We start from the raw sequence: 14,960 nt of genomic DNA on the forward strand, positions 1-14,960 counted from the left end.
TGAGCAAGCCAAGCGACAGCGCCAGCAGGCGGCGATTAAACAACCACTCAATGCGCTGCATGGGCCACTTCCTCACTGAGCGTGACCTGCTGCCCAGGCGTGATGCGGTGAGTGCCACTGCTAATTAATCGCATACCGGGGGCCAACGTGCCGCGCACAAAGGCGTCGTCGCCTTCAGTATGCAGCAGCTCTACGCTCGCCTGTGCCACACGGTAGCGCTCATTTTCCTGAGGTTCGGCAACCAGTACGTTCCACAACCCGCGGTCGGCGGCACGTAGTGCAGATAGTGGTACCCAGTAACCGCTAGCGGGCTCGGTAATTGAGTAGTTCAACTCGGCCAAATCACCAGGCACCGCGCGGCTGTTACTTGTCAGCGCCACCACCAGTGTTTGCGTGCGGCTGTCGCTATCCACCTGGGGCAGGCGAGCGAGTACCTCACCCGTAATTGGCTGGCCATTTACGTGCAGCGTCACAGACTCCCCCATGGTGAACGTCGCCGCTAGCCGGGCTGGCAAGCCAAGGTGCGCTTCTAAGTGGCGGGTATCCACGATATCGAAAGCCGCCGTGCCGCTGCTCATCAAGCTGCCCACATCAATATGGCGCTCTACCACCCGCCCAGCGAAGGGGGCTTTTAGGGTGCTGTCTTCTAAGTCAGCCGTGAGACTATCGCGCTCGGCCGCTAGGGCAGCGAGTCGCGCTTGCAGGGTTAAGCGGTCGGTGCGGGCTTGGTCCAGCGCCGTGCGGCTAGCAAAGTTACTCTGATTGAGCTGCGCTTCGCGTTCTTCCTGGCGCTGGGCAAGGGCCAAGCTGGCACGGGCTTCTTCGCTGCGCGCCGCCACTTCGGCTAAACGGCTCTCCAAGCGGCGGGTATCCAGACGGGCGAGCACCTCCCCTTGTTCAACCGCATCTCCGCGCTCGGCCAGTACGGCTTCCACCCGCCCCGCTGGTTCAAAAGCCAACGACACCGACTGGCGCGCCACCACCCGACCGGTTAAGCGCACTTCCCGCCTCAACGCATCTGCCTCGGCAAGCGGAATGGTTGCCACCTGTAATAAAGCGTTATCTGCCCCCTGCTGGCGTGCCTGCTGGGCACTACTGTGCTGGCTGGTTAGCAGGAGTATTACCACAACGGTAGCGCCTATCATCAGCAGTGCCGCCAGCATGCCGCGCAGCCGATGCCCCCAGGAAGTGTTTAACGTGCCCATGTTGGCCTCAAATGATTTATTCTTGAACGATAACGTTCACTATAATATGTGTACGCCACCGTTCAATAATTATTTATGCTTGGGCAGAGGTTAATTGCATGACAGACGCTCAACCGCCGTCATCTGACCAAAAACGCAGCGCGGGCCGCCCTAAAGATATGGCCAAACGTAATGCGATGATGGACGCTGCGGCGTGCCTGTTTTTCCGTAATGGCTTGGAGGCCGTCACCATGGAGGCCGTTGCGCGGGAGGCAGGCGTTTCCAAAGTAACGGTGTATGGGCACTTCACGTCTAAGGAAGCGCTGTTTGGCAGCGTGATTCGGCGGGAAACCGCGACGATTCGGCAAGGGTTGGAACAGCTCCCCGACACCCACGACGCGGTACGCCAGTCGCTCATTGAAGTAGGCATCGGCATGGTGCGCTTTTTACTGGAGCCCCATGTATTGGCGGTCGAACGGGTGATGAGTCAGCAGGGTGAACAGCACCCCAAGCTGTTACAGGCTTTTTTTGAGGCAGGCCCCTGGGCTATTAGCCAGTGGCTGCGGGAAAAACTGGAAGGACTGGCCAGCGCAGGCCACCTCACCCTGCCCGCCCCCGCGCTAGCTGCCGATCAACTCTGCAGCATGTGGCAGGGAATGCTGACCAAAGAAGTTCGTATGGGCGTACGCCCACCGCCCACGGATGACGAGCTAAAGCGCCAGATCACCAGCGCTGTAGACGTGTTTTTAATGGCGTATGGGCGGCGCTGATGCTCAGGCTATCGGGCACTGTCTACCTAGCGCCAAGACTTGAATGTGCCACTGCAATTGCTGGGCTTAACGGCCTGCACTTGGCCAGCACGATGAGGGCCTTACGCACCGCATCGGCGGGTCCGCCTCTTCTTATTCACACCGCTGGCGGTTGCCCCAGGATTTCTAAGCCTGTCCCCAGCTCGTTTTCAATTGCCTGACCCATTGCTAGCAGTTTGGCGTCTTGCCAAGGCCCTGCCAGCACTTGCAGGCCAACGGGCATACCTGCGTTGTCTTTACCAACCGGCAGCGTTAAGGCACATAGGCCTAAAAAATTAGCGATCACCGTGTTTCGCAGAGCATGCATGTTGGCTTTGGGGTAGGCGCCTGCCGGCTCAAGACTCTCGATAGTGGGCGGGGTAATCGCTACCGTGGGAGTCAGGACCGCATCGACATCTGCCATGCGAACGGCAGCCGATTGATAGAGCGAGTCCAAAATCGTGCGACGACGTACATACTCCCAGGCGGGCATATCATCTGCCGCTTTGACGCGAGCGGCGACGTTAGGGTCCAGGGAGTCAATCATCTCGGGCAGTTCCGTCTTTAGAAACGATGCTAGCTCTGCCGCCGCCACGCCACCTAGCTTGAACAACTCATACGCCTCGTCAATCCCAGGCAGTTCCAACGTGACTATCCGCGCCCCTGCAGCCTCCAGCCGCTTAATCGCAGCACGAACGGTTTCCGCGACACCTGGGCTGCAATCGTCCCAGAAAAACGTTTCCGGCACCCCAAAGGTCAAACCGGCAAGCATAGGTGTTGCTGGTACTCGATCATTCTGACCGCAAAGGCTGCCATCCAGTGCATCAAACGCAAAGGCAAGGTCATCGACCCGATGCGCCAGTAATCCTGGGGTATCCAGCGTACTTGAAAGCGGCACAATCTGCTCGGTCGACCAGCGTCCGGCGGTAGTTTTCAAGCCAACTACACCCGTCATAGAGGCAGGAATACGCACTGAACCGGCGGTATCAGTGCCTAACGCCAAGCTTGCCGTGCCACCCACTAACGAAACACCCGCGCCTGAGCTGGAGCCACCAGGCGTGCGGTGCTGACGTGCATCCCACGGGTTGCGCGGTGCTCCCCAGTGGGCGTTGGTGCCCAGTCCACCAAAGGCAAACTCAACGGTGTGGGTTTTACCCATCACAGAAGGCAGCTGTTTTAATAGCGTGCTCACCACCGGGCCGGGACGCTCCCAGCGCTTCGGCAGGCGTTGGGAAGAGCCTGCATAAGTCGGAAGCCCCGTCACGGCGTAGATATCCTTGATCGATACCGCCATGCCCATTAGTGCCCCCGCATCACCACCTTGGGCGAGCACCGCATCGGCAGCTTTTGCCATTGCCAGTGCCTGCTCGCCGTTCCAAGTGAGGTAGGCATGGTCATGTTGGCCGCGCTGCTGATAAGCAGCGATTGCCGCTTCGGCCAACGCGGTAGCCGTCAGCGTGCCCGCCCGAAGCCGCTCTCGCTGCTCACGCAACGGTAGAAAAATGGGTGAATCCTGCATGCTTTACGTACCTTTGTGGGTGCTTAACGCACTTCAAAAATAGCTTCGACTTCCACCGCCGCATTACCGGGTAGTGTCGCGACTCCGATGGCGGTTCTAGCGTGACGCCCTGCATCGCCAAAGAGCGCGACAAAAAGCTCGGATGCCCCGTTGATCACCAGCGGCACATCGTGAAAGCCCGGCGCCACATTGACGAAGCCATTCATGCGCACGCAGCGCACCACGCGGGAGAAGTCGCCATCGACAGCATCGCTCAATTCAGCCAAGAGGTTCAAAGCGCACGCCTGGGCCGCTAGTTTTCCGGTTTCAAGATCGAACTCACCCCCCACCTTGCCAGGATAGAGAACATCACCGTCACGCTCACAGATCTGGCCCGCTAAAAACAATTGGTTGCCTAACCGGGACCAGGGCAGAAACAGGCCACGCGGTGTTGGAATCGCCGGTAACATAAGGCCCTGCTCTGCCACCGCTTGTTCAATCGTTTTGCTCATGGTTCGTTGTCCTTATTAACTAACGTATTCAAGCGATTTATTAATAAATCAGCGAGGGCAGCCAAGTGCTTAGCCATGGAACGTAAGTGATGATAATCAGCGCTATCAACATCAAACCAATCAGCGGCAGGCAGGCCTTAAAAACTTCCTGCAGCGACATTTTAGATATCGCCATGGCAACGAATAGGTTCAACCCGACCGGCGGGGTAATCATCCCTACTGAGAAGTTGATCAGCGTGACCACCCCAAAATGCACCGGGTCCACGCCCACCTGGGCCGCAATAGGCTGCAGCAGCGGCGAGAGCACGATGATGGCGGAGGCGCTGTCGAGGAAGAAGCCAGCAACGATCATCACGACATTAAACAGCGCCATGACCTGAAACGGATCGTCAGTCCAAGACAGCACCTCACCTGCCAACTGACTGGGCGTACCGGTAATGGCGAGCAGCCAAGAGAAAGCAGAGGCACCCGCCGTAATCAGCAGCAGCGTCGCGGAAATCAAACCAGAGCTTCGTAGCGTTCCCACCAGTTCCGTTACGTTAATGGTGCGATAGACCACCATGCCGACAAACAGGCCATATACGCAGGCGACCGCCGCCGACTCGGTCGGAGTAAAGACGCCACTATAAATGCCCCCCAGCAGAATTACCGGCAGTCCAAGGCCCCAGGCAGCATCTTTAAAGGCGACTAAAATTTGCCGCAGCGAAGGAAAAGGCGCGCGTTCATAGCCTTTGAGGCTGCTAAAGACGATGCAGTAGGCGATGAGAATAGAGGCAATCACAATGGCGGGCAGCAGACCTGCTGCAAACAGCCGTCCCACCGAAGTACCGGTCACTGATCCGTAGATAATCAACGCAATACTCGGCGGCACGATCGGCCCCAAAGTACCGGCAGTGGCTATCAACCCAATCGCAAAGCGCTTATCGTAGCCAGCAGCGACAAGCGCCGGGAACATGATCGAGCCAATCGCCACCACCGTGGCAGGGCTTGAACCGGAAATGGCCCCGAAGAAGAGGCATGACAGCACCGTGGCCGCTGCCAAGCCGCCTGGCACCCACCCTACCAACGCCTTGGCAAGATTGATCAACCGGTCGGAAAGCCCGCCAATCCGCATCAGCTCCGCCGCCAGAATAAAAAACGGAATTGCCATCAGCGAAAAGTTGTTCATGCCGGTAAACATGCGCATCGGCACGATGACAGGATTGGTGGCGCCAAAGAATTCAATCGCAAGAAACACCGCCAATGCCAAGGAAGCAAAGATGGGTAGCCCAAGCAGTAGAACGGCAAAAAAGATCGGTAATAAAGCAGTAATCATGGTCGCCCTCCAGGGTTAAATGAGCTTATCCGACTCAGCCACAAGCTCTTCGGAGAGACTCACCGGAGGCTTTTTCCAAACTTCATTGATGACCCATAGATAACGCAGAATCAGCAGAACACCGGATACGCCTATCGGCAGATAGAACCATGCCATCGGCAGGCGAAGTGCAGCGGTTAATTGCCCACGGTCCAGTGTGCTGAAATAGAGGACAAAGCCGTAATAGGTCATGAAGCCAGCGAAGACGATACCGATCAGTGCTGCGATCATGTGCAGCCAGCGGTTCACAGCGGGCGAGGCAATGGCATTCAGCACATCCACCGAAATATGCGTGCCATGGCGCACACCCATACTGGCGCCTACAAAACTCATACAGATAATGGAGTAAATAACGACTTCTTCAGCCCAAAATAGCGAACCGCTAAAGCCGTAGCGATACACGACTTGGATGGTAGTGAGGATGGTCGCAATCGACATGAAAACGACCATCGCCACACTTTCCAAGCGATCAAGACATTTGTTGAGCGCTTCGAACATGAGATATCCACACCCCTAATGGGTCAGCAGAGAACAGCTTTATTGATAAAGCTTAGACTTAATACTCGATACCTACTGCGTCATAAACTTTATGTAGCAGCTCCGTAGTAACGATATCTTCATACTCTTCATGCACTGGCATACTGGCTTCAATAAAGGCGTCACGCTGCTCTGAGGTGAGTTCGTTGATCGCAATTTCGTCTTTAATCTCCTCCAAGATGGTTTCTTCGTCCTGCAGTGTTAGCTCACGGGAAGTGTCTCGACCGTTATCGAAAGCTTCCAGCATGACCGCCTGCAGATCTTCCGGCAGCGAGTCCCAGGAGTCCTGATTCATTACTGCAGCATAGGCGTGGTAAGCGTGATTGGTTAGCGAGAGATAATCCTGCACCTCATGGAAACGCATGGTATAGATATTGGCCAGTGGGTTTTCCTGACCCGACACCACGCCTTGCTGCAGGCCGTTGTAAACCTCGGTGAAGGCCATTGCGGTGGCGTTAGCGCCCAGGTTTTCATAGGTGGAGATGATGATAGGCGCCTGCATGGTACGCATGCGGATGCTATCCATATCCTCAGGAGTTTCGATCGGGCGATCATTGTTAGTGATATGGCGGAAACCCGCGCCCCAGAAGTTAACGCCATACATGTTATGGCCACTTAAGGTATCGAGGATTTCACGGCCTACTTCACCATCCAGGGTTTCCACCATGGTGTCGTAATCGGCAATTAAGAACGGTAAATCCAAAATCTGCATGCGTGGCTCAAAGTTGCCCAGCGTAGCAGTTGGGGGAATACCGATATCGACTAGGCCCATTTGAACCTGCTCAATAATCTCAACGTCACCACCCACTTGCGCAGCAGGTAATACGTTAATTGCAATACGACCGTTTGACTTCTCTTCTACCTCTTCTTTAAAGCGTAGCGCCGCCTGACCGTTAGGTGTGTCTTCAATTAACACATGGGCGAAACTGAAAGTGTAGTCTGCTGCATGAAGCTGGGCAGCTCCTAAAGAAGCGACTGCAATGGCAGCAGAGAGTGTGGCTTTCTTTAATGTTAGTTTCATGTCCAGCACCTTATTTAGTTATGGTGAATTACTCTTTTGTTTCCTGAGACCTGAGCAGGATTAAATGCTCAGGACATAATGCGCTCCATCGCCTCCCCTAGCGCTGCGCTTGGGGTATTGCTCAGTAACAGTGCAAGGGCAAGCCTTGCCTTACGTGCACTGATATCGTTAAGCATTAGCACTCCAGCCGACGCTAAGTCGGCTAAACTGCCGCTAAATTCATAGCTAGTGTTTACCGGTCCTTGAGCGCAGTTACTGACTATCGCTATGGGGACACCCGCGTTAATCAGCTCTTTGATCGGAGCCATCCAACTTGGAGGCACATGACCACGCCCCAAACCATCAATCACAACAGCTTTTGCCCCACTCTCAATACAGGCTTTTAGTAACGCCGGAGAGGCATCCAAATAGGCGGGAAGCAGGTCAACTCTGGGTAACGGGAAGTCCCATCCCGTCATGGGTGAAGTGATCGCCGCAGCCGTGTAATAAAGCTTCACCCGACGACCATCGACATACCCCATTGGCCCTACGCCTGGGGCTTCAAAACCATTCAGTTGAAAACTATTTACCTTGCGTGCGTAGCGCGCTGCAAAGATCGACTCATTAAATACCACTACGCAGCCCAACTGACGCAATTGGTCATCTGCCGCTGCTACAACGGAATCACAAATATTTTTAAAAGCATCAGTGCCTAATTGGTGGGGCGCCCGCTGAGAGCCAGTGATCACGCAAGGCTTATCAATGGGTAATGTCAGCGAGAGAAAATACGCTGTTTCTTCTAACGTATCGGTGCCATGGGTGATCACTAAACCATCGACCTCTTCACGGTCTAACGCCTCCCGGCCATGACGATAAAGCTCAGCAAGGTCAGAGAGGGTAATCGCATTACTGGGCTTCTGTAGGATTGATACCACTTCTAACGTGATATCAGCGCCCTGCGGTAACGTTACCTGACTGAGCAAATGTTCACCGCTCAATGCACCTGATTCACTACGACCTGACTCGCTAGGCTTGCTAGCAATAGTGCCGCCAGTTGTCAGTACCACTATGCGCTTCTTCGTCATGCTAATTCTCGCTTCAGCGTGCTTGGGCCTACCTAAACACCAGACATCAGATGTCTGATATCATGCTAGCCCTAAAAACAAACCATAATCAAGGCAAGTAATAAAACCAAAGCAAGATAAACATATTCTTTTTAAATATATGCAAGCAAACGCCTGGAGCCGCTAGGCTTAAGGCATTGATAGAATGGGATAGACATCCATGAGTCACGCGAGGCCTACATGAGTTTGAAACACCAGTACGAGACCACTTTCTCGAACAAGCCGCCTTTTGGGGATTCAATGGAGCGCAGTTCTGTAGCGCTACAACTTCTCGAACGCATAAAAAGCGCTTTGATACGTGGTGACCTGAAGCCTGGTGATTACCTGCCCTCAGAGACGGAGCTAACCCAAAGCTTAGGAATTGGAAAATCCAGCGTGCGTGAAGCCATTAAAATGCTACAAGCCATTGGAATTGTGGAAGTAAAACGAGGTCAAGGTACCATTATTCGCCGTGAACCAGGCACACCGCTAGTGGATCCTATGGCGTTTGGGATGATCCTGGCACGAGGCATGACGCGAGATGTACTGGAGTTTCGTCGCATGTTCGAACCGGCTTATACGCTTCAAGCAATGCACGGGGCAACGGCAGAGGATCATCAGCGTATTCAGCAGAGTATCGACGCCATGGAAGAGGCCATCCGCGCGAGCGTTCAGACTTCAAAGCACGATATAGCCTTCCATCGCGCCATTCTACACAGCACCCATAACCCCATGACCATCCGCGTCGGGGAAACCTTACTGCAACTAACCGAAGCCGCATTGGAAACTTCCATGCGCTCACTTCCCGAAACCGCACTGAAGGACCATAAAGCTATCTATGCGGCTTTCAAAGCAGGCGACACCGCTGGTATCCATGCGGCGATAGCCACCAGCAGCGAAAGCTGGGAAACCAATCTCACCTATGAAGATGACAGCGAGTTGATAAAGGCACCTCGTTAGCCGACTTTACAATCTTTCCGAATGACTAATGACGTCAGCTCATCCTTCACGAAAAGCCTCCACCACCCGCTCGGCCAACACTTCGCTGGCATCGCCACTACCAGGCCGTTTAACCAGCGCTACCTGATAATCGCCCAGCGGGGGAAGCAAATCACGAGTGAGACGTTTGAGCGGGGGGCGAATTAAGCTTTTTGGAAACGGTGAAATAGCCAGATCCGCCAACATGGCGGCTTCTTGCCCGGCACAGTGGTCGCAGGAGTAGGCAATTCGATAGTTCATCCCAGCGCTATCCAGTGCCTGGAGTGCAATTCTACGCCATGCACAACCCTGTTGAGCCAGGGTCACCGGCAGCGGCGTACGCTGTACGGCAACACCATCTTCACGACCCGCCCATACCAGCGGCTCGCTATGCACAATCTCGCCACGCCTCGCCTGCCCAGGCTCTCCCGCCATCACCAGAGCCAGATCAAGTTCCGACTCATCCAATCTTGCGAGCAGCTCTACGCTGCGGCCAACAATCACATCGACCTGCACGGCAGGATGAGAGCGGGCAAACTGGGCCAGTACGGTGGGCAGTACACGCCAGACAACATCATCGGTTATGCCCAGGCCTACACGCCCTTCCAGTGCCGGCGCCAAGAATTGAGTCACTGCCTCAGCATTGAGTTTCAACAACCGCCGACTATAGCCAAGCAGCACTTCCCCCTCTGCCGTCAATCGCACCTGGCGCGCTTCACGCACAAAAAGGTTCTGCCCCAGTATCTCTTCCAGGCGTTTGATCTGCATGCTCAGCGCGGAAGGAGTCCGAAACAATTGCTGGGCAGCGCGAGTAAAACTGCCACTTTCCGCAATTGTTACAAAGGTACGCAGCACCTCGCTATCCAGTAATGGCAAAGCGGCCCGATTAGTCTCCGCACCAGCGAACTGATTCATCACAGCACCTTTCAGAAAAACTTAAGGCACAGTGTAATTCTTTTCGTTTGATTGATCCAAGGTTGAGCATCAAGCTAGTGATCAGAGGTCGCGCCCCTCCTTCTTATTGACATACATGACACCCTTTCAGCAGGCGTAATGCCACTAGAAAGCAGGTGTACGTTGGAGGTGTGCGATGAAAAAATAGCGATAAAAGGCGTCGAGCCTGAAGATGGCTCGACGCCCTTAGAATGGCAATGACGCTCTGCATGACCGCTATGGTGGGCGGGGCGGTTTACACCCCCACCGGCCCACCATCGCGCTTCTGAATCACCACGGTAGCCGCACGCGGGCGTACTTGACCACTCGCCGCCGCAGTGGCGTCTTGCACCAACGCACTAGCATCCGCTGGCCAGTTGCCGGGGTGCTGGATGTTGATGAACAGCGCGGTTTTATCTGGCGTGGCAAAGATGCCGGTAACTTCACAGCCGTTCGGCCCCACCGCAAAGCGTTTGAGCTGTTGCTGGTTGCTGCTGTTGATCACCGGCCCCGTACCGCGAATATCCTCTAACCCTTGGGGCACCACGGCAAGTAGCTGGTCGTTGGTGTGCTCGGTAACGCCTTCATAGCCGTTGTCGGTCTGAATCCAGAGAATGCCTTGGCCGTCTTCACGCTCGTCGAACCACAGGCCATCGGGGCTGGCAAACTGGTTCATCTCGTTTAGCCCGGAGTGGTTATCGGCGTCATCGGCGGCTGCGCCAAACACAAACACTTCCCAGGTGAAGGCGTTGGGCAAGCGGCTCTCCCGCCAACGAATCACGTGCCCGGCCTCGTTATTGGCGCGGGGGTTCGCGGCGTTCGCAGGGGCGGTAGCGAAGCCAACGCCCGGCTGGGCAAGCTCGCTTCCGTCGTTGGTGAAGGTGGCATCGCTGCCCTCTTCACTGCGCTGGGTGTTGTTCGTCAGCGTTAGATACACCTCACCCGAGGCCGGGTCTACCGTGGCCCACTCGGGGCGGTCCATTGGCGTGGCGCCCATTAGATCAGCAGCATCGCAGGTGTTGATGATGATGCCTGCCAAGTCGTTCTCGGCTAGGCCAAGCGCAGCGGCCAACATGCGGCCATCCTGTGTCTTAGCATTCGGCGTTAAGGGCAGCCACTCGCCGCTGCCATCGGCATGGAAGCGGGCGACATAGAGCGTGCCGTTATCCATATACTTGCTGCCAATGGCGAGGCGGTCGTACTCCACGCCGGGGCGGTTGGCATCGGCAGGGTCCCAGGCGGCATCAGAGACGTACTTATAGACATACTCGTTACGGGCATCGTGGCCTGAATAGAACACAATGGGCTTGCCTGCTTCCAGTTTACCCAGCCAGCACCCCTCATGGCGAAAACGCCCCAGCGCCGTGCGCTTCACCGCTCGGGCGCCGCTGTAGGGGTCGACTTCTACCTGGTAGCCAAAAGTGCGCGCTTCGTTGCGGTAATCATCTTCGGCACGCTCACCGCGTGGAGTGATATCAAAGCGCGCAAACTCGCCGTTCTGTTCACTAGCATCGCCTGCCGAGGTATCCCAGCCATAGCGGCTTTTATCCGTAGGAATACCGATGCGCGCATCGTCTTGGAAGCGCTCGCCACGGTTGACGAAGATATCGGGCCAGTTCTCTTCACAGGCGATGTAAGTGCCCCAGGGCGTTACGCCGTTACCGCAGTTGTTGTTGGTACCACGGGTTTGCGTGCCGTCAGGGGAGAACTGGGTTTTTACGTAGTCGCTACCCGCCACGGGGCCGGCAAGATCCATCACCGTGGCGCTGGTGAGGCGGCGGTTATAGGGCGAATTGGCAACGTGAGACCACTGGCCGCTGGCGTCTTTCTCTACTTCGACGATCGTCACGCCATGGGCGTTGATTTCAGTGCGTGACTCGTCCGCTGGGCGCGCGCCCGCTTCGGCATTGGTCGGTCCACCTTGGGGTGCCCACAGCGCATCTTGGTCGATGTATTCGTTATTCAGTGCCAGTACAAAACGGCGCGAGGCGTTATCCGCATCCAGGGCAAAACCGGCCATGCCGTCGTGGTGCATGCCCACACTTGTCGCTTGGCGCTCGGGCGTCATGGGTTGGTCAGCCTGCCACTCTTGGCCTGCCTGCAGCGGCGTGCCCCAGGGCACTAACACTTGAGCCACGTATCCTTCCGGCACAACGATGGCGTCGATACGAGAACCTCGCACCGCTTCAAACGCGAGGGTTAGTGGCGTCTTCGCCTGTTCGCCTGCGAGTGCTTGAGCCGCACCGCCAAACCCCAGCATAGAAGCCGCCGCCAACCCCAGGCCGCCCCGCATTACGTCGCGCCGGGAGACGTGCTGAGCCAGTACCTCGGCAAATGGCTGGTTATGGCTGTGGTTAAACAAGCGGTGATCTTCGATTTCCTTGCTCATGGAGCCCCTCGTAGTCATGGACATGGTCATAACGGTTTTTTGAAGAGGCTAGTAGCGCAAAATGAAATATGTATGACGGGTAAGCGACTTTTTAATGACGGTTCGATGGCAGGCGCTATATGAATAATGCTGCGGATAAGCTCATCAGCCACCATGCGTCACTACGCTCTCCTTAATTATGCCGGTCAATAAGCCTGCATGGCTTTCAACCCAGGCTATCGCTAAGATTCATAGTGAGCCATCAAGCGCTTTCAAGTAGTTGTGTTAAAAATTAATTCCCCAAAGGATGGACTCTATGCGCGATGAAGAGAAATACACCAACACCGAGGAGCAGCTGCTCTATCTTCAAAAGTTGCTAGACGAAGAAGATACCGCTGCCTTAAACGAGCTGTTTAATGAGCTCGATATTTTAGCGATTGCACGCACTCTTGAGTCTTTTCCCGCCAAAACCCGTGATTTGCTGTGGGAGTACATTCCAGAAACGATGCTCGGCGAGGTGCTGGCCGAAGTCGATGAAGACATCCGTGCCGACTACATCGAAGACCTGACCGCCAGCGACGTTGAGCAAATTGTTAAGGGCCTGGATGCCCAGGAAGTCGCCGAAGTTCTCGATGTTGCTGACGAAGAGATCAAAACCACCGTCTACGCCAGTCTAGACCAGGAGATCCGCGCCCAGGTCGAGAATCTTCATGCCTATGAAGAGGACATGGTTGGCCGCTACATGGACCCGGAAACGGTCAATGTGAAGCAGGGCATGTCGCTGGAAGCCGTGCAGCGTTACATCCGTATTCATCACCTGCTCGACGATGACTCTCAGCAGATCATGATCACCGATAAGGACAAGCGCCTACTGGGCACCCTGACGCTGATTGATTTGGTCAAACAGCCCCAGGAGAGCACCGTGGACGAGTTCATGGACGATGCTCCCTACACGCTCAACGACCAGATGAAAGTCAGCGAAGCCGCCGCCCTGCTGCGCTCCAAAGAGCTGTCCTTTGTGCCGGTATGTGATAGCGACGGGCTACTGGTAGGCCAATTAAACGCCGCCGACGTACTGGAAATTACCCAAGACGATGCCGACATGACGTTGAAACACATGTCCGGCGTGAGCGACGAAGAGGAAGTGTTCACCCCGATTTTGCGCAGTGCCAAGAGCCGCGGCGTTTGGCTTGGTATCAACCTATTAACCGCCTTTCTAGCCGCCTTTGTGATCGGTCAGTTTGAAGCGGTGCTGGATCAAGTTGTAGCGCTCGCTATCCTCATGCCGGTGGTCGCTAGCATGGGCGGGATTGCTGGCAGCCAGACGCTAACGGTGGTCATTCGCGGCTTAGCGCTTGGGCAAATCGCCGGTAACAACAAGCAGTGGCTCTACAACAAAGAGCTGTGGGTGGGCATGCTGAACGGCTTGGTATGGGCGCTGGTGGTCGGCGGTATTTCCTACCTGTGGTTTAGCGACCCGCTCATTACTCTGGTCATCACGCTGGCGATTTTTATCAACATGAGCCTCGCCAATATGTCTGGTGTACTGATCCCCTTGGTACTCAAAAGGCTGCAAATTGACCCTGCTCTATCCGGCGCGGTGATCCTGACCACCGTTACGGATGTCGTTGGCTTTCTATCGTTCTTGGGGCTGGCGACGCTGATTATTTTGTGATCAACGTGATGACAAGGCGCGGCTGCCTTTCTATTCGCCCGCTAACTTTTATCTAATGCTATGCTGTTGTGCCCCGCCTCTGCGGGGCTTTTTATGTCGGTCGCTTTTGAACACTTTGAGAGACTCCCATGCTCCCGGATTACTCCCTTATCGCCTGGCTGTTGATTATCTTTTCTGTCTACCTCACCGGCGTCTCTAAAGGGGGCTTTGCAGGCGGCTTTGGCACGCTCTCGGTGCCGTTGATGGCGCTGGCGATTAGCCCGACCCAGGCAGCCGGGCTGCTGCTGCCGCTATTGCTGGTGATGGATGCATTTGCCGTCAAAGCGTGGTGGGGTAAGCACGATAGCGCGGAGGTATGGCGCTTTGTGCCGGGGCTGTTTATTGGAGTGACGGTGGGCACTTTGCTGTTTGGCAGCCTGAGCGAGCAGGGCGTGCGGCTGGTGCTGGGCATTCTCTCGGTCGTGTTTGCGGCCTATATGCTGCTCAAGCCCGTGGCGAAAAAACCCATTTCCACCTACTGGGCACTGCCCGCCTCTAGTGTGTGCGGCTTTACCAGCTTCATTGCCCACGCGGGCGCGCCACCGATGAACATGTACCTGATGCCGCGCAAGCTCACGAAAGAGACCTTTATTGCCACCTGTACGGTGACCTACGCGGTGGTAAACACTATCAAACTAGGCCCGTATATGTGGCTAGGCGAAGTCAACATGACCAGCGCCTGGGCCTCGCTGCTGCTTGTGCCCGTTGCTTGGATCGGGGTGCGTAACGGCCTCTGGCTACAGAGTCGCGTCAATGAAAAGCTGTTTTACCGCTTAGTCATTCTGGCCATGTTCTTAGTGGGGATTAACTTGGTGTGGCAGGCCGTGAGTTAGCCCCCTATTAGTGACTGCTCCCCGCCCTAAGCGCTGACGCGCCACGGGCGAGGCTTCCCACTTCTCAGGCAGCTGCCGACGATGTGCCGGACTTACGCAAGCCTCCATGGGCAGAGACGGACAGCCCTTCCGCCTTCAGCTCGATAATGCCTTGATGC

The 14,960-nt window shown here is 55.6% G+C and carries 13 protein-coding genes; 4 read left to right on the forward strand and 9 right to left on the reverse strand.

What is annotated here, in order from left to right; translation table 11 throughout:
- Window positions 1-47: 47 nt before the first annotated feature.
- Complete coding sequence (locus tag AC13CY_RS08765; RefSeq protein ID WP_054641028.1) at window positions 48-1,205, reverse strand: efflux RND transporter periplasmic adaptor subunit; 1,158 nt, start codon at window positions 1,203-1,205, stop codon at window positions 48-50.
- A 98-nt stretch (window positions 1,206-1,303) separates the two neighbouring features.
- Between AC13CY_RS08765 and AC13CY_RS08770 the strand changes: the two genes are divergently transcribed.
- Entirely contained in the window at window positions 1,304-1,954 is a 651-nt protein-coding gene (locus AC13CY_RS08770; RefSeq protein ID WP_054645052.1) for a TetR/AcrR family transcriptional regulator, read from the forward strand.
- Window positions 1,955-2,090: 136 nt separating this feature from the next.
- On the opposite strand, the gene AC13CY_RS08775 is transcribed toward AC13CY_RS08770, so the two are convergent.
- From AC13CY_RS08775 to AC13CY_RS08800, 6 genes are all read right to left on the reverse strand, one after another.
- The gene (locus AC13CY_RS08775) at window positions 2,091-3,491 is read right to left on the reverse strand and encodes an amidase (RefSeq protein WP_172515017.1); all 1,401 of its coding nucleotides are present in this window, start codon (window positions 3,489-3,491) and stop codon (window positions 2,091-2,093) included.
- Between the two features lie 23 nt (window positions 3,492-3,514).
- Complete coding sequence (locus AC13CY_RS08780) at window positions 3,515-3,982, reverse strand: RidA family protein (RefSeq protein ID WP_172515018.1); 468 nt, start codon at window positions 3,980-3,982, stop codon at window positions 3,515-3,517.
- Window positions 3,983-4,022: 40 nt separating this feature from the next.
- The gene (locus AC13CY_RS08785; protein WP_172515019.1) at window positions 4,023-5,297 is read right to left on the reverse strand and encodes a TRAP transporter large permease; all 1,275 of its coding nucleotides are present in this window, start codon (window positions 5,295-5,297) and stop codon (window positions 4,023-4,025) included.
- Window positions 5,298-5,312: 15 nt separating this feature from the next.
- Window positions 5,313-5,834 (reverse strand): TRAP transporter small permease, encoded by a 522-nt coding sequence (locus AC13CY_RS08790; RefSeq protein WP_039857381.1) that lies wholly within the window; start codon window positions 5,832-5,834, stop codon window positions 5,313-5,315.
- 58 nt (window positions 5,835-5,892) lie between these two features.
- Complete coding sequence (locus tag AC13CY_RS08795; protein WP_213262625.1) at window positions 5,893-6,894, reverse strand: TRAP transporter substrate-binding protein; 1,002 nt, start codon at window positions 6,892-6,894, stop codon at window positions 5,893-5,895.
- A gap of 68 nt (window positions 6,895-6,962) precedes the next feature.
- Window positions 6,963-7,958 (reverse strand): asparaginase, encoded by a 996-nt coding sequence (locus tag AC13CY_RS08800; RefSeq protein ID WP_213262624.1) that lies wholly within the window; start codon window positions 7,956-7,958, stop codon window positions 6,963-6,965.
- Between the two features lie 219 nt (window positions 7,959-8,177).
- Here AC13CY_RS08800 and AC13CY_RS08805 point away from each other — a divergent pair, with 219 nt between their 5' ends.
- The gene (locus tag AC13CY_RS08805) at window positions 8,178-8,936 is read left to right on the forward strand and encodes a FadR/GntR family transcriptional regulator (RefSeq protein WP_228169081.1); all 759 of its coding nucleotides are present in this window, start codon (window positions 8,178-8,180) and stop codon (window positions 8,934-8,936) included.
- Between the two features lie 39 nt (window positions 8,937-8,975).
- On the opposite strand, the gene AC13CY_RS08810 is transcribed toward AC13CY_RS08805, so the two are convergent.
- Both AC13CY_RS08810 and AC13CY_RS08815 read right to left on the reverse strand, forming a co-directional pair.
- Window positions 8,976-9,869, reverse strand: a complete 894-nt coding sequence (locus tag AC13CY_RS08810) for a LysR family transcriptional regulator (RefSeq protein ID WP_213262623.1) — start codon at window positions 9,867-9,869, stop codon at window positions 8,976-8,978.
- 274 nt (window positions 9,870-10,143) lie between these two features.
- Window positions 10,144-12,276 carry a PhoX family protein gene (locus tag AC13CY_RS08815; RefSeq protein WP_474791293.1) on the reverse strand — a complete coding sequence of 711 codons (2,133 nt, stop codon included), beginning with the start codon at window positions 12,274-12,276 and terminating at the stop codon, window positions 10,144-10,146.
- A 295-nt stretch (window positions 12,277-12,571) separates the two neighbouring features.
- Here AC13CY_RS08815 and mgtE point away from each other — a divergent pair, with 295 nt between their 5' ends.
- Window positions 12,572-13,930, forward strand: a complete 1,359-nt coding sequence (gene mgtE / locus AC13CY_RS08820; protein ID WP_058577458.1) for a magnesium transporter — start codon at window positions 12,572-12,574, stop codon at window positions 13,928-13,930.
- Window positions 13,931-14,058: 128 nt separating this feature from the next.
- Window positions 14,059-14,802 carry a sulfite exporter TauE/SafE family protein gene (locus AC13CY_RS08825; protein WP_054641033.1) on the forward strand — a complete coding sequence of 248 codons (744 nt, stop codon included), beginning with the start codon at window positions 14,059-14,061 and terminating at the stop codon, window positions 14,800-14,802.
- Window positions 14,803-14,960 lie beyond the last annotated feature (158 nt).

This window comes from Vreelandella sp. L-15 (assembly GCF_056857635.1).

What these genes read in the sequence shown, in the direction of transcription:
- AC13CY_RS08765 (WP_054641028.1), bottom strand. Translation starts at nt 1,205, where the DNA reads ATGGGCACGTTAAACACTTCCTGGGGGCATCGGCTGCGCGGCATGCTG.
- AC13CY_RS08770 (WP_054645052.1), top strand. Translation starts at nt 1,304, where the DNA reads ATGACAGACGCTCAACCGCCGTCATCTGACCAAAAACGCAGCGCGGGC.
- AC13CY_RS08775 (WP_172515017.1), bottom strand. Translation starts at nt 3,491, where the DNA reads ATGCAGGATTCACCCATTTTTCTACCGTTGCGTGAGCAGCGAGAGCGG.
- AC13CY_RS08780 (WP_172515018.1), bottom strand. Translation starts at nt 3,982, where the DNA reads ATGAGCAAAACGATTGAACAAGCGGTGGCAGAGCAGGGCCTTATGTTA.
- AC13CY_RS08785 (WP_172515019.1), bottom strand. Translation starts at nt 5,297, where the DNA reads ATGATTACTGCTTTATTACCGATCTTTTTTGCCGTTCTACTGCTTGGG.
- AC13CY_RS08790 (WP_039857381.1), bottom strand. Translation starts at nt 5,834, where the DNA reads ATGTTCGAAGCGCTCAACAAATGTCTTGATCGCTTGGAAAGTGTGGCG.
- AC13CY_RS08795 (WP_213262625.1), bottom strand. Translation starts at nt 6,894, where the DNA reads ATGAAACTAACATTAAAGAAAGCCACACTCTCTGCTGCCATTGCAGTC.
- AC13CY_RS08800 (WP_213262624.1), bottom strand. Translation starts at nt 7,958, where the DNA reads ATGACGAAGAAGCGCATAGTGGTACTGACAACTGGCGGCACTATTGCT.
- AC13CY_RS08805 (WP_228169081.1), top strand. Translation starts at nt 8,178, where the DNA reads ATGAGTTTGAAACACCAGTACGAGACCACTTTCTCGAACAAGCCGCCT.
- AC13CY_RS08810 (WP_213262623.1), bottom strand. Translation starts at nt 9,869, where the DNA reads ATGAATCAGTTCGCTGGTGCGGAGACTAATCGGGCCGCTTTGCCATTA.
- AC13CY_RS08815 (WP_474791293.1), bottom strand. Translation starts at nt 12,276, where the DNA reads ATGAGCAAGGAAATCGAAGATCACCGCTTGTTTAACCACAGCCATAAC.
- mgtE (WP_058577458.1), top strand. Translation starts at nt 12,572, where the DNA reads ATGCGCGATGAAGAGAAATACACCAACACCGAGGAGCAGCTGCTCTAT.
- AC13CY_RS08825 (WP_054641033.1), top strand. Translation starts at nt 14,059, where the DNA reads ATGCTCCCGGATTACTCCCTTATCGCCTGGCTGTTGATTATCTTTTCT.